Annotated in this window: 19 protein-coding genes and 2 rRNA genes; 15 read left to right on the top strand and 6 right to left on the bottom strand. The window is 28.7% G+C overall.

The window, feature by feature from the left end:
* The first annotated feature begins 217 nt into the window (after positions 1-217).
* Together ACH5BH_RS05900 and rrf are read left to right on the top strand one after the other, a co-directional pair.
* Positions 218-3,130: ribosomal RNA gene (locus ACH5BH_RS05900) — 23S ribosomal RNA — on the top strand.
* A 226-nt stretch (positions 3,131-3,356) separates the two neighbouring features.
* Positions 3,357-3,472 (top strand): 5S ribosomal RNA (gene rrf / locus ACH5BH_RS05895).
* A gap of 120 nt (positions 3,473-3,592) precedes the next feature.
* On the opposite strand, the gene ACH5BH_RS05890 is transcribed toward rrf, so the two are convergent.
* Entirely contained in the window at positions 3,593-4,306 is a 714-nt protein-coding gene (locus tag ACH5BH_RS05890; protein ID WP_423297745.1) for a hypothetical protein, read from the bottom strand.
* A gap of 66 nt (positions 4,307-4,372) precedes the next feature.
* On the opposite strand from ACH5BH_RS05890, the gene ACH5BH_RS05885 reads away from it, so the two are divergent.
* A complete protein-coding gene (locus tag ACH5BH_RS05885; RefSeq protein ID WP_423297744.1) occupies positions 4,373-7,147 on the top strand; it encodes a DEAD/DEAH box helicase in 2,775 nt (924 codons plus the stop codon).
* Here the strand turns inward: ACH5BH_RS05885 and ACH5BH_RS05880 are convergent.
* The gene (locus ACH5BH_RS05880; protein WP_423297743.1) at positions 7,144-7,401 is read right to left on the bottom strand and encodes a MazG-like family protein; all 258 of its coding nucleotides are present in this window, start codon (positions 7,399-7,401) and stop codon (positions 7,144-7,146) included. The genes ACH5BH_RS05885 and ACH5BH_RS05880 overlap by 4 nt on opposite strands.
* 196 nt (positions 7,402-7,597) lie before the next feature.
* On the opposite strand from ACH5BH_RS05880, the gene dksA reads away from it, so the two are divergent.
* Positions 7,598-7,966, top strand: a complete 369-nt coding sequence (gene dksA, locus ACH5BH_RS05875; RefSeq protein ID WP_404306238.1) for an RNA polymerase-binding protein DksA — start codon at positions 7,598-7,600, stop codon at positions 7,964-7,966.
* Between the two features lies 1 nt (position 7,967).
* The gene (locus tag ACH5BH_RS05870; protein WP_423297742.1) at positions 7,968-8,966 is read left to right on the top strand and encodes a tRNA pseudouridine(13) synthase TruD; all 999 of its coding nucleotides are present in this window, start codon (positions 7,968-7,970) and stop codon (positions 8,964-8,966) included.
* Between the two features lie 17 nt (positions 8,967-8,983).
* Here ACH5BH_RS05870 and ACH5BH_RS05865 read toward each other — a convergent pair whose 3' ends face one another.
* Together ACH5BH_RS05865 and ACH5BH_RS05860 are read right to left on the bottom strand one after the other, a co-directional pair.
* A complete protein-coding gene (locus ACH5BH_RS05865) occupies positions 8,984-9,967 on the bottom strand; it encodes a hypothetical protein (protein ID WP_404306234.1) in 984 nt (327 codons plus the stop codon).
* Between the two features lie 8 nt (positions 9,968-9,975).
* Positions 9,976-10,545, bottom strand: a complete 570-nt coding sequence (locus tag ACH5BH_RS05860) for a hypothetical protein (RefSeq protein ID WP_404306232.1) — start codon at positions 10,543-10,545, stop codon at positions 9,976-9,978.
* Positions 10,546-10,659: 114 nt separating this feature from the next.
* On the opposite strand from ACH5BH_RS05860, the gene ACH5BH_RS05855 reads away from it, so the two are divergent.
* The 9 genes from ACH5BH_RS05855 (at position 10,660) to argS (ending at position 17,982) form a co-directional block, all read left to right on the top strand.
* On the top strand, positions 10,660-11,958 hold the full coding sequence (locus ACH5BH_RS05855) for a S41 family peptidase (RefSeq protein ID WP_404306230.1): 1,299 nt from the start codon (positions 10,660-10,662) through the stop codon (positions 11,956-11,958).
* A gap of 27 nt (positions 11,959-11,985) precedes the next feature.
* On the top strand, positions 11,986-12,939 hold the full coding sequence (locus ACH5BH_RS05850) for a phosphoribosylaminoimidazolesuccinocarboxamide synthase (protein ID WP_423297741.1): 954 nt from the start codon (positions 11,986-11,988) through the stop codon (positions 12,937-12,939).
* A 49-nt stretch (positions 12,940-12,988) separates the two neighbouring features.
* Positions 12,989-13,234 (top strand): phosphoribosylformylglycinamidine synthase subunit PurS, encoded by a 246-nt coding sequence (purS, locus tag ACH5BH_RS05845; RefSeq protein WP_404306226.1) that lies wholly within the window; start codon positions 12,989-12,991, stop codon positions 13,232-13,234.
* 1 nt (position 13,235) lies between these two features.
* Entirely contained in the window at positions 13,236-13,907 is a 672-nt protein-coding gene (gene purQ / locus ACH5BH_RS05840) for a phosphoribosylformylglycinamidine synthase I (protein ID WP_423297740.1), read from the top strand.
* Positions 13,908-13,945: 38 nt separating this feature from the next.
* The gene (locus ACH5BH_RS05835; protein WP_423297739.1) at positions 13,946-15,013 is read left to right on the top strand and encodes a hypothetical protein; all 1,068 of its coding nucleotides are present in this window, start codon (positions 13,946-13,948) and stop codon (positions 15,011-15,013) included.
* The gene (locus tag ACH5BH_RS05830; protein ID WP_423297738.1) at positions 15,000-15,686 is read left to right on the top strand and encodes a lysophospholipid acyltransferase family protein; all 687 of its coding nucleotides are present in this window, start codon (positions 15,000-15,002) and stop codon (positions 15,684-15,686) included. Before ACH5BH_RS05835 ends, ACH5BH_RS05830 begins: the two co-directional genes overlap by 14 nt.
* Positions 15,676-16,062 (top strand): fluoride efflux transporter FluC, encoded by a 387-nt coding sequence (locus tag ACH5BH_RS05825; RefSeq protein WP_423297737.1) that lies wholly within the window; start codon positions 15,676-15,678, stop codon positions 16,060-16,062. The genes ACH5BH_RS05830 and ACH5BH_RS05825 overlap by 11 nt, the downstream gene beginning before the upstream one ends.
* Before the next feature lie 90 nt (positions 16,063-16,152).
* Complete coding sequence (locus ACH5BH_RS05820) at positions 16,153-16,383, top strand: Sec-independent protein translocase subunit TatA/TatB (protein WP_404306216.1); 231 nt, start codon at positions 16,153-16,155, stop codon at positions 16,381-16,383.
* Positions 16,384-16,392: 9 nt separating this feature from the next.
* Entirely contained in the window at positions 16,393-17,982 is a 1,590-nt protein-coding gene (gene argS, locus ACH5BH_RS05815; protein ID WP_423297736.1) for an arginine--tRNA ligase, read from the top strand.
* 131 nt (positions 17,983-18,113) lie between these two features.
* Here the strand turns inward: argS and rsfS are convergent, their stop codons facing one another.
* Entirely contained in the window at positions 18,114-18,434 is a 321-nt protein-coding gene (rsfS, locus tag ACH5BH_RS05810; protein ID WP_404306213.1) for a ribosome silencing factor, read from the bottom strand.
* Complete coding sequence (gene nadD, locus ACH5BH_RS05805) at positions 18,421-18,984, bottom strand: nicotinate (nicotinamide) nucleotide adenylyltransferase (protein WP_423297735.1); 564 nt, start codon at positions 18,982-18,984, stop codon at positions 18,421-18,423. The genes rsfS and nadD overlap by 14 nt, the downstream gene beginning before the upstream one ends.
* A gap of 89 nt (positions 18,985-19,073) precedes the next feature.
* Between nadD and gap the strand changes: the two genes are divergently transcribed.
* A complete protein-coding gene (gene gap, locus ACH5BH_RS05800; RefSeq protein ID WP_404306209.1) occupies positions 19,074-20,066 on the top strand; it encodes a type I glyceraldehyde-3-phosphate dehydrogenase in 993 nt (330 codons plus the stop codon).
* Positions 20,067-20,077: the final 11 nt, after the last annotated feature.

Genomic DNA, 20,077 nt, shown 5'->3' with positions numbered 1-20,077 from the left:
TTCTTTAGAAATAAAGGATATGATATTTAAAAACATAATGTTAAAGTCTTAAAATTTTTCTAGCGAATATTTAAATGAGAGTTTAAATATAAACTAAAAAACGAAACAATTTTAAAAACACAACTTTTTTATTAGATGTAGCAATATATTTAATAAGATAGTAGCCAAGGAATAATTATTCAAAACGGTGAAGTAATGTAAATTACTTTATCAACAAAAATAAGCTATTAAGGGCTAATGGTGGATGCCTAGACTGTAAGAGGCGAAGAAGGACGTACTAGACTGCGATAAGCTACGGGGAACTGTCAAGAAGTTTTGATCCGTAGATTTCCGAATGGGACAACCCAGCATATAGAGATATATGTTACCTTTCGAGGGGCGAACGTGGCGAAGTGAAACATCTCAGTAACCACAGGAAGAGAAATCAAATGAGATTCCGTTAGTAGCGGCGAGCGAACGCGGATTAGGACAAACCCAATGCTTGCATTGGGGGTTGTAGGACCATAACATGAGACTAAAGAAGATAGAAGAAATAGTTGGAAAGCTATAGCATAGAAGGTGATACTCCTGTAATCGAAATTTTCAATAGCTCTAATGGTATCCTGAGTAGGTCGGAACACGTGATATTTTGACTGAATCTAGGGGGACCACCCTCTAATCCTAAATACTACTTACAGATCGATAGTGAACAAGTACCGTGAGGGAAAGGTGAAAAGTACTCCAGTGAGGAGAGTGAAATAGAACCTGAAACCATTAGCTTACAATCATTCGGAGCCCTATGATTTATCAGGGTGACGGACTGCCTTTTGCATAATGAGCCTGCGAGTTGTGGTGTCTGGCAAGGTTAAGTCAAGTACGAAGCCGTAGCGAAAGCGAGTCTTAATAGGGCGAATTAGTCAGATGCTGCAGACCCGAAACGAAGTGATCTATCCATGAGCAGGTTGAAGCTGGTGTAAGAGCCAGTGGAGGACCGAACCGGTGGGCGTTGAAAAGTCCTCGGATGACTTGTGGATAGGGGTGAAAGGCCAATCAAACTTCGTGATAGCTGGTTCTCTCCGAAATATATTTAGGTATAGCCTTGTGTAGTAGCATATAGGGGTAGAGCACTGAATGGGCTAGGGCTGCTTACCGCGGTACCAAACCCTATCAAACTATGAATACTATATGTGTAATCACAGGAGTCAGGCGTAGGGTGATAAAATCCTATGTCGAGAGGGGAACAACCCAGACTAACAGCTAAGGTCCCAAAGTCATATCTAAGTGGAAAACGATGTGGAGTTACTGTGACAACCAGGAGGTTGGCTTAGAAGCAGCCATCCTTTAAAGAAAGCGTAACAGCTCACTGGTCTAGTGATTCTGCGCGGAAAATATAACGGGGCTAAGATATGCACCGAAGCTTTAGACTCAAGTTTACTTGAGTGGTAGGAGAGCGTTCTATTCAGCGTTGAAGGTGTACCGGCAAGGAGCGCTGGAGCGGATAGAAGTGAGCATGCAGGCATGAGTAGCGATAAAAGAGGTGAGAATCCTCTTCGCCGAAAACCCAAGGTTTCCTACGCGATGCTCGTCATCGTAGGGTTAGTCGGGACCTAAGTCGAGTCCGAGAGGGGTAGACGATGGCAAATTGATTAATATTTCAATACCAACAAATAAGCGCGATGTGGGGACGCATAGAGTTAATCGAGCACACTGATGGAATAGTGGGTCGAAGGACGTAGGCTGTAACTTAGGCAAATCCGGGTTACATGAAGCCGAGATCTTACAGGCTCTTGACACTCTTCGGAGGAGATAGAGAATCGATGATACTGTCGTGCCAAGAAAAGCCACTAAGTATATTATTTGTTGCCCGTACCGTAAACCGACACAGGTGGGTGGGATGAGTATTCTAAGGCGCGTGGAAGAACCCTGGTTAAGGAACTCTGCAAACTAGCACCGTATCTTCGGTATAAGGTGTGCCTACTTTGGTATAGAGATTTACTCTCAAAAGCTAAAGAGGTTGCAACAAAGAGTCCCTCCCGACTGTTTACCAAAAACACAGCACTTTGCTAACACGTAAGTGGATGTATAAGGTGTGACGCCTGCCCGGTGCTCGAAGGTTAATTGATGATGTTAGCATTAGCGAAGCATTTGATCGAAGCCCGAGTAAACGGCGGCCGTAACTATAACGGTCCTAAGGTAGCGAAATTCCTTGTCGGTTAAATACCGACCTGCATGAATGGCGTAACGAGATGGGAGCTGTCTCAACCAGGGATCCAGTGAAATTGTAGTGGAGGTGAAAATTCCTCCTACCCGCGGAAAGACGGAAAGACCCCGTGCACCTTTACTACAGCTTGACACTGTAGCTTGGATATTCTTGTGCAGGATAGGTGGGAGGCTTTGATTCATAGACGCCAGTATATGATGAGCCATCCTTGAGATACCACCCTTGAATATTTGAGTTACTAACTGTGTATAATTATCTTATACCAGGACAATGTCTGGTGGGTAGTTTGACTGGGGCGGTCGCCTCCTAAAAAGTAACGGAGGCTTACAAAGGTTAGTTCATGGCGGATGGAAATCGCCAGTTGAGTATAATGGCATAAACTAGCTTGACTGTGAGACATACAAGTCGAACAGAGACGAAAGTCGGTCATAGTGATCCGGTGGTTCTGTGTGGAAGGGCCATCGCTCAAAGGATAAAAGGTACGCCGGGGATAACAGGCTGATCTCCCCCAAGAGCTCACATCGACGGGGAGGTTTGGCACCTCGATGTCGGCTCATCGCATCCTGGGGCTGGAGCAGGTCCCAAGGGTATGGCTGTTCGCCATTTAAAGCGGTACGCGAGCTGGGTTCAGAACGTCGTGAGACAGTTCGGTCCCTATCTTCCGTGGGCGTAGGAAAGTTGAGGAGATTTGTCCCTAGTACGAGAGGACCGGGATGAACGTACCACTAGTGTACCAATTGTTCTGCCAAGGGCATCGTTGGGTAGCTATGTACGGATGTGATAAGAGCTGAAAGCATCTAAGCTCGAAGCCAACTTCAAGATGAACTTTCCCTGAAGATCCCAGCAAGACTAGCTGGTTGATAGGCTAGGTGTGTAAGCGTTGTAAGACGTTTAGCTGACTAGTACTAATAGATCGTTTGGCTTTTTTTAATAAATTTCTTGGTTTACTATCTTATTAAGTATATATCTGTTGCTTTAAAAAACTTGTTTTTTAAAGGGAACACTACTTAATAAATGTGTGAATTGTTTCACAAAGCGTTTCCTTGAAAAGATGAACATCTTTTTAAGAAGCTCATTTAAGACTTTAACATTATCTTTACACTCATTACCCTAATGTGAGTATAAAGAGTTTATTTGAACTTTTTATACTCATATTGCTGGTGGTTATAGAGAAGTGGAAATACCCAGCCCCATTCCGAACCTGGAAGTCAAGCACTTCATCGCTGATAATACTGCAGGTTTCACTTGTGGAAACGTAGGCCGCTGCCAGCTCTTGAGTTTTATCTAAAAGCTTTTATCTATTTGAACTTCTTTACAGTTCCTTTAGGTAGAAGCTTTTTTTTTAGCCCACTTTCTTTACCTTTACCTATTATTCTCTTTTTTTATTATTTTTTATAGTTTTATTGCCTCTATCCATCTTTTTATAAATTGCTCTCTTGTGTATATTTTAGCTCCTAGCTTTATTTTATATTCCATATATGGATGACCTAAATTCCATATTTTGTATCTTTCTTTTTTTAAATACTCTCCTGTTACTACTAGTTGTAATTTTCCATAATTGTTGTATTTTTTCTCTTTTGAACTAAATCCTGTTAATGATGTATAGGTTTTCCCTATTTTATATCCTATTTCACCTGCTATAATTTCTTTTGTATTTTTATCTTTTATGCAAAATGTTTTAATTTCAAAGTTATTATGATTTTTTCTTTTATTTAATTTTATAATTAATTCTTTATATTCTTTTATAAGCCAGTTTGGTTTATGATATTTATTTAATTTATCAAGAACTTTTTCTAGATTTTTATCTACTTCAAATATATAGTCTTCTTTTTTTAAAAGTTTTTTAACTTTCTTACTTATATGTAAATCTTTAAAATCTAAGATTGCATATTCAAATTGTATTTCTGGTAATAAAAATAATTCATTATTATTTATTATAGAAGTACTGATAAATCCTAATGAACATAAATCAATATAAAATTCTTCAGAGAAATCATCACTATAATAATAATTCGTGGTTTTATTTGCATAGATTTCATTTATTAATATATCTTTATTTAATATATCTTTGTGTTGTAAATAGTAAATTGTATTATTTTGCTTCATAATTTTCTTTATTAAAAGTGGGTTTAGTTAAACTAACGTATAATCAAAATTAAAAAAGACTATATTTTGAATAAACTACTTGTAAATAACGCTAGCTCAAATTTTTATAATTATATAACAAAACTTTTAAAAGAATGTGATTTTTTTGTTTTTAATGTTGCTTTTGTAAATTTTTCTGGGATTCAACTTTTATTAGATACTTTTGATGAACTCAATAAAAAAAATATAAAAGGAAAAATATTAACATCTACATATTTGAATTTTACTGAACCTTATGCTCTTGAAAAGATAAATGAGTTTAATAATATAGAATTAAAAGTATATGATAGTTTAATTACTCAAGTTGGTTTTCATAGTAAATCATATATTTTTGAGTTTGAAGATAAATATGAAGTTATAATTGGTTCTTCTAATATAACTGCAAGTGCTTTTAAATCTAATATTGAATGGAATTGTAAAACAATAAATAAAAAAGATGATTTATTTATAAAAGATATTTTTATCCAATTTGAGAACCTTTGGAATGATTCATATTTAGTTGATGAAAATTTTTTATTAAAATATAAAGAGTTTTATTTTAAAGATAAAAAGCATAAAAATTTTAAATTTATTGAAGAGATAATTCCTAATAAAATGCAAATTGAGGCATTAGAAAAGATTGAATATTTAAGATTAAAAAAACAAAAAAGAGTTTTAGCTATTGCTGCAACTGGTACGGGAAAAACATACTTGAGTATTTTTGATGTTAAGAAATTCAATCCTAAAAAAATGTTATTTATAGTTCATAGAGAAAACATATTAATAAAAGCTATGAACTCGTTTTATGCTTCTATTAAAAATAAATCTATGGGTTTATATACAGGTAATAAAAAAGAGTTAGAAAAAGATTATGTTTTTGCTACTATCCAAAGTTTACACAATAGAGTTAATGATTTTAAACAAAATACTTTTGATTATATTATAGTTGATGAAGCTCATCATATCTGTAGTCCTAGTTATAAAAAAGTTATTGAATATTTTAATCCAAATTTTCTATTGGGTCTTACAGCAACTCCAAATAGAATGGATAATGAAAATATTTATGAGTACTTTGATGATAATATTGCTTGTGATATTAGATTGAATGAAGCTTTAGAACAAAAACTTATCACTCCTTTTCATTATTATGGTGTTAGTGATGTTTCTATTGATTATTCTTCATGTAATATAGATAAAATTTATGAGTTAACTAAACTTTTAATGGTAAATAAAAGAGTAGATTTTATAATTGAAAAAATGAATTTTTATTCTTTTAGTGGAGTAAAAAGAAAAGCATTAGCTTTTTGTGCTTCAAAGGAACATTGTTTTTTCATGGAAAAAAACTTTAATAAAAAAGGAATAAAGAGTATAAGTTTAACTAGTGATAATACAATTTCAAGTCGTGAAAAAGCTATTAAAAGTTTAGAAGATGATATGGATGATCTTGAAGTAATATTTTGTGTTGATATTTTTAATGAAGGGATAGATATTCCTTGTATAAATACTATTCTTATGTTAAGACCTACAAACTCTTCAATTGTTTTTGCGCAACAACTAGGACGTGGTCTTAGAAAGCATAAAGATAAAGAGTTTTTAACATTAATTGATTTTATAGGTAATCATGACAAAGCTTTTTTAATTGCTTTAGCAATGTTAGGAAACAAAAAAATAGATAAAGAGAGTGTAAAAATATCAATTTTAAATAACTTTGCTATTTTTCAAAATGCATTTATTAGTATTGATAAAATTTCTAAAAAAAGAATTTTAGATCAAATTAACAAAGAAAATTTTAATAGTATTAAATATTTAAAAGATGAGTATTTTAAATTTAAAGATTATCTACAAAATAAAATACCAATGTTATGTGATTATATAAATTATAATGATTTTATTGATCCATTAAAATTTATTAGTGAAAGCAAATCCTATATTGAATTTCTGTTAAAGGTTGAAAAAGATACTAAATATGAAGATTTATGTAATGATATTGAATTTATAAAAACTTGTAGATTTATTGAGTATTTGTTACCTATTAAGAGAGTTTACGAATTTGTGATATTACGAATTTTATCAAAGAACAAAAAGATAAGTTTTATATTTTTAGAAAAAGAATTAGAAAAATATCAAGAAAGAGTTGATAAAAATACTTTACTTCATGCAATAAATTTTCTGAAGCAAGATTATTTTGATAAAGCGCAGATTTTAAGGTATCCAAAACTACTTGAATTTAAAGATGGTTATATTTATAAATCAGAAATATTTGATAGGTTATTAAAAGATGAAAATAAAAAAATATTTATAGAGGAAAGTATTAATTATGGAATCATAAATTATGAGAAAAATTTTGGTTTAAGTTATCTTGGAGTGCCTGCGTTAAAACTTTATGAAAAATATAATATGCTAAATATTGCACAACTGTGTAATTTTAATAAAATTCATTCATCTTTCAGAGGTAGTGGATTTTTAAAATTTAATAATGATTTCTTTTTATTTATTACTATAGATAAGCATAAATATTTAAAAGCACAAAAGTATGTAAATGATTTTGTTTCAAAAGAAGTTTTTACTTATTCAAGTAAGCCTAGCCATAGTAGTGATAAAGGAGATGGCTTAAGACTTGTCAAAAACAAAGAATATCAAGTCAATTTACATATATTTGTAAGAAAATATGCAAGTGTTGATAAAAAGACACAAAGTTTTATTTATCTTGGTTTAGCAGATTGTATTTCTTATAAAAATAATAAACCTATAGATTTAAAATTAAAGCTTCGAACTCCTCTTAATTCTAAGTTATATGAGGAGTTTACTAGGCTTGTAGATTAGGTTTTATTATAAGTTATTGGCTTATTATTTTTGTCAAATAATGGATATTTCTTTTCATTTAGTATTATTTTTTCTAAGATGGCTTTTTCTAAATCTATATCTAGCTTTATGCATAATCTAATAAGATAAATTGCTATATCAGCTATTTCTTGCTTAGCATGTTCTTTTTTAGCAATTGTTAGATTTTCAGATTCTTGTAAATTTAACCATTGAAAAATTTCTAATAGTTCTGCTGCTTCAACATTTAATGCCATAGCTAAATTTTTGGGATTATGATGTTTATCCCAATTTCTATCATTTGAAAACTTTAAGATTATTTTTTTATATTTTCTATGTTCATGCTATTCCTTTGCTGTTAAATTACTTTATAATGGAAGCTATTATAGATACTCTTATATATAATATATATTAAAAAGTATATAATTACTTCAAAATAAGGAGACTAAGCCTATGCCAAATACAAAGCAAATAGAAGAGTTAAGAATTGCTTTAGAAAATAGAAAAGAAAAAATTCTTGAAAATATTGATGGTAGTAAAGAAAATATTCAAAGCTTAAAAAGTCAAGAAGTAAATGATGACTTAGATTATGCAGAATTAGCAAGTGATTCTTTTACAGAAGGGGCAATTGCTAATCATCAAATAGATGAATTAAAGCAAATTGAAGATGCTCTTAAAAGAATTAAAACGGGTGAATATGGTAAATGTGATATGTGTTCAGTTGTGATTCCCATAGGAAGACTAAAAGCAAAGCCTTTTGCTAGGTATTGTACTGAATGTAGAGAAGTTTATGAAAATGAACAATTAAGGAAGAGTTCTTAAGGTGATAAAAAGAGTATATAACCATAGTGCAAAAGTTTTGAATTTTGAGTTCATACAAAATGAAAATGATTTTATTGTTGATGAAATTCCTTTGAGGTTTTCTAATAGTGGAAATTTTATTATTTTAAAAGTAAAAAAAGTAAATCTTGATACTTGGGACTTAATAGAAACTTTTGCAAAATATCTTAATATTTATACCAATGAAATTGGATATGCTGGATTAAAAGATAAAAAAGCTACAACCACTCAATATATTTCTATTCCTAAAAAGTATTCAAAAAAAATTCAAACTTTTAGAAGTAATAAAATACAGATTTTAGAAACTATATTACATAATAAAAAATTGAATATAGGTGATTTAAAAGGAAATAGATTTAGAATTAATCTACATAACACTTCTCTTGAAGATTTAAATCATATACAAAGAAGATTAAAAAAAATTTCTAAAGAAGGTTTACTTAATTATTTTGGTTATCAAAGATTTGGAAGAGATGTTGAAGAGAATCTTAGAAAAGCGAAAGAATTAATTGAAGGTGAAAAGATTATAAAAGATAGAAAATTATCAAAAATGTTGATAATGGCATATCAAAGTAATTTTTTTAATTCTTGGTTAGTAAACAGAACAAAAACTTCTAAAACAAATTTTGATTTAATTAATGGAGATGTTTTTTTAGATATCAAAAAACAAAAATATATAACACCTAAAATAATTACAAAAACAATTGAAGATAGTTTTTCAATAAAAAATATAGTTCCTACAGGTCTACTACCTGGTAGAAAAGTATTTCGTGCAATTGGTGAAGCAAGAGCTATTGAAGAAAAGTTTGATGATACATATATCCAAGATAAAGGCTATAGAAGAGAAGCTATAATTTTCCCTAAAGATGTTATTTGTAAATTTAGTAATGACAAAAATATTTGTACTTTAGAATTTAGTTTGCCTAAGGGATCTTACGCAACAGTTTTAGTAGAGTATTTAGCAAATAAGAACTTCTCATAAATAGTGTTTAACACTATTTATGGAAGAGTTATATACTTATTGTCAAAATATATTTTGTTACCTAATACAATCATTCTTTCTTCATTATCAAAGTCAAATTCTAATACTTTACTCTTTGTAAAATCTTTATCAATTTTAATAACATAACCTTGAGATTCAATAGCATACAAAGCATCTGCAAATGCTAAAGCATGGATTTTTGAATATTTAAATTTCATTTTTGAAATTTCTTCAAGATTTAAAGATAGTTTGATTATTTGTCCATCAATTGTTGCTATATAAATATATTCATCTTTTAAAATAATATCTCTTATTTCGTACTCTTTTGATAAAATTTCTTTTGTAGATATTGAAACTACTTTATTTGCTGTAGCAGTAATTAAAGTTTGAGTTGGCTTATCAACATCTAAGAAAATAATATTATTGAATTGACCTTTTGGATCTACTGAAATATTTTTTACAGAGTCATTACTTAATGTTGAAACGATAATTACTTTTCCATTTAATGTTGGAAATAAAATCAAGTTGCCCATAAAATAAGGATTTACAACTCTTGTATCATTTGCTAAGGAATCAGACAAATAGTCTTTGTATAAAGTTTTTTTAGTATCTAATTGTATTAACTCAATTGAATTATCAGAATAGATTAATGCTAGTTTATTATTTTTAAGTGATGCAGCAATAACTACATTATTTAAAATTAATTCTTCACTTCCAATCATAATTCTATCTTTTTTATTTGATGCGATTACTTTTCCATCAATTGATAAATTTAAAAACTCAAAATTTTCAGGTAATTTAAAATCTGATAGTCCATATTTTGTAATTACTTCATTTGATTGTAATGTAGCACCTACTCTATTCATAGCCTTTATTGATGATGGTAATGATGAAGTTTGAACTTTTAAATCATCTTCAACATCTTTTGGTTCAAAATATTTTTTTGAAGAACAAGCTGTAAATAATAAAACAGCTAAAAGTGAAGTTAATAAATATTTCATAATTATCCTTATTTTGTTGCTAAATAATGCTTAAGTAAGTTAGCAAGTTCAAAAGCTTTTGAGTCATTTGGAATTAATTTTAAAGCTGTTTTTGCTTCTTCATATTTTCCATTATTTGCTAATAGTAAAGCTTTATTAAAAATAGCAAATTCTTTTAATAAAAAGTCATTTTGCATTGATAATGTATTTAACTTTTCAATACTGTTTTCTTCTAATGCTTTGTTGTAAGCAACTAATTCTTTTAAGTATTTTACTTCTATATTTTCTTTTTCACCATTTATATATGATGCAACTTGATAAAGCTTGTTATTTGTTTCTTTTAAAGTTGATAATGCTTTTTCATCTTTTGGATTTTGAAGAAGTGTTTCAAAGGCTTTATTCGCTTTTATTAAATTTTGCTCATCCATGTAGCTTTTTACACTTAATCCTACTGTTAGTGCAATTAATAATACAACTACAGCTATAATTGGGAATTTATATTTTTTAAAAACTCTCTCAACTTTTACAAAGCTTTCAAGAAACTTTTCTTCACTATTTAATTCACCTTTTACAAAATCGACATTTTCTTTCATACTCATAATAATTAACCTCTTTATAATGTAAATGTATATTACAAAATTTTTGATAAAATCTTACTTTTATAAACTTTTTTGTATAATATATCTTTATTAATTTAATAAGGTTATATTCAAATGAAAAAACTAATATTGGCTTCAACTATACTATTTACACTAACTCAAACACTTTTTGCAAAAACTACAGAACCTCAAGAAGATGAACCTACAAGGTTTGAATCTTTATCAAAAATGACAAAAGTTATAGGTACTGTTGAAAAGTATTATGTTGATGATATAAAACTACAAGAAATAGTAAATAAATCTTTAAAAGGTTTAATGCAAGAACTAGATGCTCACTCAAGTTTTCTTGATAAAAAGTCTTCAAAAGAAATGAGTATTCAAACTAAGGGTGAATTTGGTGGTTTAGGAATTACTGTTGGTATGAGAGATGGTGCTTTAACTGTAATTTCCCCAATTGACAATACTCCTGCTTATAAAGCTGGAATAAAAGCTTCAGATATTATATTAAAAATAGATAATAAAGCTACTTTAAATATGACTTTAGATGAAGCTGTTTCTTTAATGAGAGGGAAACCAAAAACAGATATTTTTTTAACAATTGTTAGAGAAGGTGAAAATAAACCACTAAAAATTAAAATTACTAGAGATATTATTAAAGTAGAATCTGTTTTTGCTAAAAAAATAGAGGATGAAAAGTTACTTTATTTAAGAATTAGTAGTTTTGATTCAAAAGTTGTTAGTGCTTTAGAAAAAGCTATAAAAGAAAACAAAAAAAATGTTGATGGAATAATTTTAGACTTAAGAAATAATCCTGGAGGATTATTATCACAAGCTATTGGTACTGTTGATTTATTTGTAGATAAAGGTGTGATTGTTTCTCAAAAAGGTAGAGATGAAAGTACAGAAGAAAAATTTTTAGCTACTACTTCAAGTACAATTACTAAAAAACCATTAGTTGTTTTAGTAAACGCAGGTTCTGCATCTGCTTCTGAAATTGTAAGTGGTGCTTTACAAGATCATAAAAGAGCTATCGTAATTGGTGAAAAAACTTTTGGAAAAGGTTCTGTTCAAGCAGTACTTCCAATAAATAATGATAGAACAGAAAATATTAAACTTACAATTGCAAAATACTATTTACCAAGTGGAAGAACTATACAAGCTACAGGTGTAACACCTGATGTAATTGCATATTCAGGTGAAGTTCCACAAGATGCAAATTCAGAATTTAAAATAAAAGAAGCAGATTTAAAAAAGCATTTAGAAGGTGAGCTTGAAAAAGTAGAGACTAAAAAACAGAAAAAAGAGATTAAAAAATCTGATAAAAAGATAATTTCAAAAGAAGATCTTGCGAAAGATAATCAATTGAATACATCAATTGGTATTTTAAAAAGTTTAATTATTATGAGTAAATAAACATTAATTTATTAATAGGGGGAATTAATGAAAATTAGTGATATCATATCACTTGGTCTATGGCCAGAATCAAAAAAAACTACAACAAAAAAAGGTATTGCTGAGTTAGAAAACTTAGGATATAACCTTTTCTACATAGGTAAAAATGCTGATCTTTATACTTGTCCTGGAGATGAACCTAAAGTTCTCCTAGTTAGAAGTGATAGATGTTCTGTTTTTGATATTCCACTAAACTTAGAAATTGAAGGTAAGGGAGTTTCTCAAACTACTATTTCTAATAGTGGAGCATTGTTCGCTAATAAAGCAGGAATTAAGACAGCTATTTTAGATGAAAAAGTTGATCAATCTTTAAAAATAGCTCCAAGATGTCAAATTATGGAATTATGTAAACCTTTAGAAGCAAATATTGATGGAGAAACTGTTCAATTTGAATTTATTTTTAGAAATTATTTAACAGGTTCTTTATTTGAAGCTTGTCAAAATGGAAAAGATCCTTATGGTTTAGATTTGTCTTCTGATTTACCTCAATGGCATAAATTTGAAAATCCAATTTTTACTCCTACAACAAAAGGTGTTAAAGATGTACCTTTAAATTCAAAAACTGTAAGAGAATATTTCCCAGAAATCATCTCAAGTTTAGAAAACTTATTTACAAAATTTACACAGTTTGCTTTTGAAAATAATATTATAGTTGTTGATACTAAATTTGAAATATTTGTAAATTCAAAAGGTGAGTGGTTATTAGGAGATGAAGTTTTAACTCCTGAAAGTTCAAGATTTATTTCTAAAACTGATTTTGACTCAAAAAATTATATTTCAATGGATAAACAAATATTAAGAGATTTTGGTAAAGCACAAAATTGGAAAGAACAAGCTAAAGATTTAAAAGCTGGTGAAAAACTGGATGTTAATGTTCCTCAAGAGATTAAAGATAAAATCTTAAGTGGATATACAACGATAGAAAATAGTTTAACTATATAAGAGATAAAATTAGATATAATCGCAAAATATTAAAAGAAGAAGGGTATATATGAAAGCAATTGTAAATGTAGCATTAAAACAAGGTGTATTAGACGATCAAGGTAAAGCAACTCATCATGCATTAGATACTTTAGGATTTAAAGAAGTAGTTAAAGACGTAAGAATTGGTAAACAAATTATTATGGAATTAAACTCTACAAATGAAGATGAAGCAAAAGAAGAAGTTGCAAAAATGTGTGAAAAGCTTCTTGCTAACACTGTTATTGAAGATTACGAAATAGAAATAGTAGGTTAATATGAAAATATCAGTATTACAATTTCCAGGAACTAACTGTGAATATGATACTCAATATGCTTTTGAGAAATTGGGTGCAGAAGTTGAAATAATTTGGCATAAAGATAAAAATATCCCAGAAGATACTGACCTTTTAGTTATTCCTGGAGGATTTTCTTATGGTGATTATCTAAGATCAGGTGCAATTGCTAGATTCGCTAATATTATGGACTCAGTTCAAGAATATGCTGCAAAAGGTGGAAAAGTTTTAGGAATTTGTAATGGTTTTCAAATTCTATTAGAAGCGGGATTACTTCCAGGTGCAATGAAAAGAAATGATTCACTTCACTTTATTTCTAAATATAATCATTTAAGAGTTATTAATAATGATAATAGCTTTTTATCACTAATGAAAAAAGATGAAATAGTTAATATCCCAGTTGCCCATCATGATGGTAATTACTTTATTGACCAAAAAAGTCTAAGTAAATTAGAAGAAAATGGACAAATACTTCTTAAATATTGTGATGAAAATGGAAAAGATACAAATATTAATGGTTCAGTAGCAAATATTGCAGGTGTTTGTAATGAGTCAAAAAATGTATTTGGATTGATGCCACATCCAGAAAGAGCAATCGAAGAATTATTAGGTTGTGATGATGGAGTAAAAATGCTAAAAGGATTTTTACAATAAGAAGATAGAGAAATCTATCTTCTTAAATAAAAGTAATTATGAAAAAAATAATATCTATACTCATTTTTATTAATTTATTATTCTGTGTAAATTTATTTGCTGCAAAAAACCTGTATTTATCTTATAAAAGTGTCCCTAAAAATGTATATAAAAATCAAAGATTTGAAATTGTTGTAAAAGCTTTAGTTACTACAAAATATTTTGATCAAATAAAAACTTCATTTAGTGGGGGAAATATTCAACCATTAAATAAACAAAGTAGCTGGAAAAAAATTAGTGATAATGTTTATGAAAACTCTTTTTATTATAAGGCTTCTAGTCCAAAGTTTCAAATCCCAAATTTAAATGTTAGTTTAGAAAAAAATGCTCAAGTGATTGATAAAAGTATTTTAAATGCAATTAATATTAACTATTCAGATATTGCTAAGGGTGATATTAGATTTAGTGGAGTTATAGCAAAAGATTTAAAATTAAAAGCATATAAAACTAAACAGTATAATAATAAAGAATCTTTAACAATAATTGATATAGATGCAATAGGCTCAAACCTTGAAAATTTTAAGTTAAATGGTATTTCAGAACAAGGTGTTACTAAACTTAATGATAATTATTCAACGCAAAATATCATTTACTATTTTGTTATGCCTGTTCATAAAAAGAAAGTGGTTTTTAATTATTATAATACTTCTACAAAAAGTTTACAAAGTGTTACAATACCATTAATATTACAAAATGAATTAGTAAGTACACAAACAGATTTAAATCCAAATGATTCAAGTTTTGAAAAATATAAAAAAATTGCTGTAGCAATTTTATTTATTATTTTTTTAATAATTTATATATTAAAAAGAAATAAAATATATCTTGTAATAACAATTATTTTATTCATAATTACTTCAATTTATTTAATGCCAAATCAAAAAGGTATAGTAAAAAAAGACTCTTTTATTTATATCTTACCTACAAAGAACTCTACAATATTTTTTAAATTAGATGAAAAACAAAAGGTTGAAGTATTAAGTAAAAAAAGAGATTTCATAAAAATTATGGGAATTGATAATAAATTTATTGGATGGATTAAGGAAGAAAACTTTGAAGAAGATTAGAGGAATTATAATATTTATTCAATTTTCTATTACTGTTGCTATTACTGTGGTAGCAATGTATACATTTAGAAATCATACTCATAAAGTAATTAAAATATGGATGAAATTACAAATGTTCTTTTTAGGCATAAAACTAGAAGAACATGGAAAACTAGATGAGTCATGTGATATGGTTATGCTTAATCATCAATCCCTACTTGACATTATAGTAATGGAGTATATTCACTCAAGGGATTTAGCTTGGGTAGCTAAAAAAGAAATTTCAGATCTTTTCTTTTTTGGACATATAATAAAAGCCCCAAGAATGATTAGTATTGATAGAGAGAATAAAGCGGGAATTATCCACCTTTTAAAAGAAACAAGAGATAGACTTGATAAAGGAAGACCAATTGCCATGTTTCCTGAGGGAACTAGATCAAATGGTAAAGAACTACTATCATTTAAACCAGGTGCAAAAATGGTTGCTAATAAACATGGCTTAAGGGTTCAGCCTGTACTTTTATTTAATACAAGAGATATCTTAGATTCAAAAAAACTTGAAGCTAAACCTGGTATTGTTAAAGTAATATATTTAGAACCTGTACAAGCAGATAAAAAAACTGATTGGTTTGAACAAACAGAAACTAAAATGAATAAAGTTTTCCAAGAAGAGTTATCTAAAAATGTCTCTTAGTTGGCAAACTATTTTAGCTATTGGAATAGGAGGATTCCTTGGTGCAATAGCTAGAGCTTATAGTGTACATTTAAGTAATAAATATATACCTTTAGAGTTTCCAATTGGAATTTTATTGGTAAATGTGATAGGCTCTTTTTTAATAGGATTGCTTTTTGCTTATTTCAATCACTTTGATACTTCACCTACTCTAAAAGCTTTTTTAACTACAGGTTTTTTAGGAGCTTTAACTACATATTCTACCTTTGCTATAGAATCATATTTACTTTTCAATACTTCAATATTTTTAGCTATTACAAATATGATTTTAAATCTTTTAGGAACTGTATTGGCTGCTGGGAGTGCATATAAGTTATTAAATTTCTTTCTAAAATAAAATCTATGAAATTTGATTTAAATCATTTTTTTTAAGCATTAAGAAGATATAATATTTAATAAGAATAAAAATTAATTATAAGGATTTCTCATGGGTATGCCAGGTGGTATGGAATGGATTTTAATAGCTTTAGTAGTATTACTACTGTTTGGTGGTAAAAAAATACCAGAACTTGCTAAAGGTTTAGGATCAGGAATCAAAAACTTTAAAAATGCAGTAAAAGAAGATGACGAAAAAGTTGCAGACACTAAAAAAGCTGATGAGTTAGAAGAAAAATCAGAAACTAAATCAGAAACAAAAAACGAATCTAAAACAGTATAAGAGAATAAATTGCAGAGTTTAGTAAAAGAGTTTATTGAAAAAACACTAGAAAAAGATGTAGTTTTAGAAAAACCTAAAGATAGCAGTTTGGGTCATTTTGCGACACCAATTGCTTTTTCTTTAGCAAAAGAATTTAGAAAATCTCCTATGCTTATAGCAGAAGAGTTAGCTGCAAAATTTGATAATACTTCAATGTTTGAAAAAGTTGAAGCGGTAAAAGGTTTTATTAATTTTAAACTTTCAACTTCTTTTTTAGAATCATTAGTAGATGATGCACTTAATTCAAAAATGAATTTTGCAAAATCAGAGCCTAAACATGAAAAAATTTTATTAGAGTATGTTTCAGCTAATCCAACTGGACCTTTACATATTGGACATGCAAGGGGAGCAGTTTTTGGAGATACTTTATTTAGAGTAGGTGATTATTTAGGTTATGATATAACTACTGAGTATTATATAAATGATGCTGGTGCACAAATGGATTTATTAGGTTTATCTGTTTCATTAGCTGCAAGAGATTTTATATTTGAAGAAGATGTAGATTATCCAGAGACTTACTATAGAGGGGATTATCTAATTGATATTGCTAAAGTAGTAATTGAAAAATTTGGAAAAGAAGTTATTTATGATAAATCAAAATATAAAGAAATAGCTTTTTTCTCAAAAGATTTAGTTATGGATATTATTGTAAAAGATTTAAAAGATTTAGGTGTAGAATTCAATAATTTTGTATCTGAAAAATCTTTATATTCATCTTGGGATAAAACTAAAGAAGTTTTAGAAAAAAATGGATCTTTATATGAAAAAGATGAAAAGGTTTATCTTAAATCAACTGATCATGGTGATGATAGTGATAGAGTTGTAGTAAGAGATAATGGTATCCCAACATATTTAGCAGGCGATATTATTTATCATAAAGATAAATATGATAGAGCTTACGATCGATATATTAATATTTGGGGTGCAGATCATCATGGATATATTAAAAGAGTAAAAGCTGCAATTGAGTTTTTAGGAAATGATTCTTCAAAATTAGAAATATTACTTTCTCAAATGGTGCAATTATTAAAAGGTGGAGAACCTTATAAAATGTCTAAAAGAGCAGGTAATGTAATTTTAATGTCAGATATCACAAAAGAAATTGGTTCTGATGCTTTAAGATTTATTTTCTTAACTAAAAAAAGTGATACTCATTTAGATTTTGACATTGATATGTTAAAAAATCAAGATTCATCAAATCCTATATTTTATATTAATTATGCACATGCTAGAATAAACCAAGTTTTTAAAAAAGCTGAACTTAGTATAGATGATGTAAAAAATGAAAATTTTAATAGTTTAAATCAAGATGGTTTAAATTTAGTATATGAGTCATTATTATTAGGTTCTGTGCTTGAAGAAGCATTCATAAAAAGAGATATGCAAAAAGTAACTGATTACTTATACTCTTTAGCTTCATCTGTGCATAGATTTTATAATGATAATAAGGTTGTAGGTGTCCAACATCAAAATACTTATTTAAAAGTATTATCAATGGCTGCATTAAGCATAAAAGTTGGATTGTCTTTATTAGGAATTAAAGCTCGGGAGATTATGTAATGAAATGGTTTTTAGTAATTTTTGCTTTGGTTATTGGTATTGCAATTTATACAGGTAATATGGGTGGAGCAAAAGATGCTACATCTAATTATGGAAAAGTTATGAGAGGAGGAGAGTAAAACTCTCCTCTTTTATTTTCTTTCTTCTAGTTGATTTAAAAAGTCTTCTAGTGAATACTTTTCTCTTGCTTCTTCATTCATTAGGTTTATAAACATATCACCTAAATCACAAATAGTCCAATCATCATTTTCATCCACTCTTAAAAACTCTTCACCTAATGGCTTAAGTTCAGTTTTTAAGTAGTTTAATAATGCAAAACCATGTTTAGGATTTAAAGTAGTTGCAATAACTACATAATCAACTATATAGTCTTTTTTTGTTAAGTCAATAACTTCTATACTTTCAGCTTTCTTTTCATCAAGTATTTGTTTTATCTTTTCAATTCTGTTCAAAGTTTACCTTTTCATGTTTTATATGATGTATAATATCATCTTTTATCTGATATGGAATAAAATTTAAGTCGATTTCATCCCTAAGTTTTGAAGAACTAATATTAATATTAACATTCAAAACTTTATAACTATCTAGTTTATTGCCTTCATATCCTTCTCTTGTTGCTATAACAAATTCAACTAAAGAATTTAATTCTTCATATTTATACCATTTTTCTAAACTTTTTAGATTATCAGCACCAATTATGAGATAAATTTTAGAAGGTTTATATAAGTCTTTTAAATAATTGACAGTTTCAATAGAAGGAACTGCTTTATTTTGTTTTATTTCAAAATCACAAACTTCAACTTTTTTGTTTTTTTGAAATACTTTTTTTAACAACTCATATCTTAATTTAGGTTCTAAATGATAGTTTGTTTTAAAAGGATTTAAATATGTTGGTACAACAATAATTTTGTTAATATTTAGTTCTTCTAATGCTTGTTCAACAATAGTAATATGAGCTATATGAACAGGGTCAAAACTCCCACCAAATATCGCTAGTTGCACCTATTTAAAACCTTTGAATTTTGCTTAAATAATATTATAGCAATTTTTGGATAAAATATCTACCATTAAGATTTAAATAAAGGGAAAATATGGCTGTTAAAGTTGCAATTAACGGATTAGGTAGAATTGGAAGATGTGTTGCTAAAATTGTAGCAAGTAGAGATGATGTTGAATTAGTAGCTGTTAATGCAAGTGGTAGTGAAGAAATGATTCAATACAACCTAAAATATGACACTGTACATGGGAATGCAGATGTTGTAGTTAAAGATGGGTATGTTTGTATTGGAAATGACAAAGCTAAATTACTAGCAGAAAGAGATCCAGCAAAATTAAACTTTGCCCAATATGGTGCTGATGTTGTTTTAGAGTGTACGGGAGCATTCTTAACACAAGAGAAGTGTCAAGCTTATATTGATGGTGGAGTTAAAAAAGTTGTAATGTCTGCACCAGCAAAAGATGATACACCAACATTTGTTATGGGAGCAAATGAAAAAACTTATGCTGGAGAAGCAATCGTTTCAAATGCTTCTTGTACTACAAATGGATTAGCTCCAGTTGCTAAAGTTTTAGATGATGTTTATGGAATTGAAAAAGGTTTAATGACTACAATTCACTCTTATACTTCATCTCAACCAATTTTAGATGCAAAAGATAAAAAAGATCCAAGAAAAGGAAGAGCAGGAGCAACTAACTTAACTCCAGCTAGTACTGGTGCTGCAAAAGCTATTGGAAAAGTAATGCCTCATTTAAATGGAAAATTAAATGGTCAAGCAATTAGAGTGCCAACACCAAATGTTTCATTAGTTGATTTAACAGTAACTCTTAAAAAAGATGTAACTTTAGAAGAAATTCAAGCTGCATTTAAAGAAGCTTCAACTGGTTCTTTAAAAGGAATTTTAGGAGTAGATGAAGAATATAGAGTAAGTTCTGACTTTAATGGTGAGACATTATCAACAGTTGTTCCTTTAGATACTATCCAAGTTATTGAAGGAAATATGGTAAAAGTATTATCTTGGTATGACAATGAATGGGGATACTCTACTAGACTTGTAGATATGGGTGTTCACGTAGCAACTAACTAGTAGTAAGGGAA

Source organism: Arcobacter rhizosphaerae (assembly GCF_049472155.1).
Classification (GTDB): domain Bacteria; phylum Campylobacterota; class Campylobacteria; order Campylobacterales; family Arcobacteraceae; genus Arcobacter_B.
Note: the sequence above shows the minus strand (reverse complement) of the source record. Positions and strands in the feature narration are given on the sequence as shown.

Excerpts from the sequence above, each read along its gene's own strand:
- ACH5BH_RS05890 (WP_423297745.1), bottom strand. The coding sequence starts at position 4,306 with ATGAAGCAAAATAATACAATTTACTATTTACAACACAAAGATATATTA.
- ACH5BH_RS05880 (WP_423297743.1), bottom strand. The coding sequence starts at position 7,401 with ATGGCATTAAATGTTGAAGCAGCAGAACTATTAGAAATTTTTCAATGG.
- dksA (WP_404306238.1), top strand. The coding sequence starts at position 7,598 with ATGCCAAATACAAAGCAAATAGAAGAGTTAAGAATTGCTTTAGAAAAT.
- ACH5BH_RS05865 (WP_404306234.1), bottom strand. The coding sequence starts at position 9,967 with ATGAAATATTTATTAACTTCACTTTTAGCTGTTTTATTATTTACAGCT.
- ACH5BH_RS05860 (WP_404306232.1), bottom strand. The coding sequence starts at position 10,545 with ATGAGTATGAAAGAAAATGTCGATTTTGTAAAAGGTGAATTAAATAGT.
- ACH5BH_RS05855 (WP_404306230.1), top strand. The coding sequence starts at position 10,660 with ATGAAAAAACTAATATTGGCTTCAACTATACTATTTACACTAACTCAA.
- ACH5BH_RS05850 (WP_423297741.1), top strand. The coding sequence starts at position 11,986 with ATGAAAATTAGTGATATCATATCACTTGGTCTATGGCCAGAATCAAAA.
- purS (WP_404306226.1), top strand. The coding sequence starts at position 12,989 with ATGAAAGCAATTGTAAATGTAGCATTAAAACAAGGTGTATTAGACGAT.
- purQ (WP_423297740.1), top strand. The coding sequence starts at position 13,236 with ATGAAAATATCAGTATTACAATTTCCAGGAACTAACTGTGAATATGAT.
- ACH5BH_RS05835 (WP_423297739.1), top strand. The coding sequence starts at position 13,946 with ATGAAAAAAATAATATCTATACTCATTTTTATTAATTTATTATTCTGT.
- ACH5BH_RS05825 (WP_423297737.1), top strand. The coding sequence starts at position 15,676 with ATGTCTCTTAGTTGGCAAACTATTTTAGCTATTGGAATAGGAGGATTC.
- ACH5BH_RS05820 (WP_404306216.1), top strand. The coding sequence starts at position 16,153 with ATGGGTATGCCAGGTGGTATGGAATGGATTTTAATAGCTTTAGTAGTA.
- gap (WP_404306209.1), top strand. The coding sequence starts at position 19,074 with ATGGCTGTTAAAGTTGCAATTAACGGATTAGGTAGAATTGGAAGATGT.